Genomic DNA, 547 nt, shown 5'->3' on the forward strand with positions numbered 1-547 from the left:
CTGGCCGGTCGTGGGCGGACATGTTGCGGCCACCAGAACCAACGTCCGAGCAGTGTGGCCAGCGACGGCGTCATGAAAGACCGGACGATCAGGGTGTCGAACAGCAGACCCAGCGCGATCGTCGTACCGACCTGACCCATCACCTTCAACGGGCTGAAGGCGAACGTGGCCATGGTGGCGGCGAACACCAGCCCGGCCGAGGTCACCACCGACCCGGAACCGGCCATCGCGCGGATCGTGCCCGTCTTGAGCCCGGCGTGGATCTCTTCTTTGAACCGGGATATCAAGAGCAGGTTGTAGTCCGAGCCGACCGCCAGCAGCAGGATGATCGCCATTGCCAAGACCATCCAGTGCAGGTTCATGCCGAGGATGTACTGCCAGAGCAGTACCGAGAGCCCGAACGACGCGCCCAGCGAGAGCAGCACCGTGCCGACAATCACGACGGCCGCCACCACGCTTCGGGTGATCACCAGCATGATGATGAAAATCAGGCAGAGCGAACCGATTCCGGCGATCATCAGGTCGTACTTGGAGCCGTCCTTCCAGT

At 62.7% G+C, this 547-nt stretch carries 1 protein-coding gene; it reads right to left on the reverse strand.

Going from position 1 to position 547, the window contains the following annotated elements:
* The coding region (locus A5658_RS10105) for an MMPL family transporter (RefSeq protein ID WP_156751349.1) at positions 1-547 on the reverse strand (547 nt) is incomplete at both ends.

Origin of the sequence: Mycobacterium sp. 1245111.1 (assembly GCF_001673405.1) — a bacterium.
In the GTDB taxonomy this organism is placed as follows: domain Bacteria; phylum Actinomycetota; class Actinomycetes; order Mycobacteriales; family Mycobacteriaceae; genus Mycobacterium.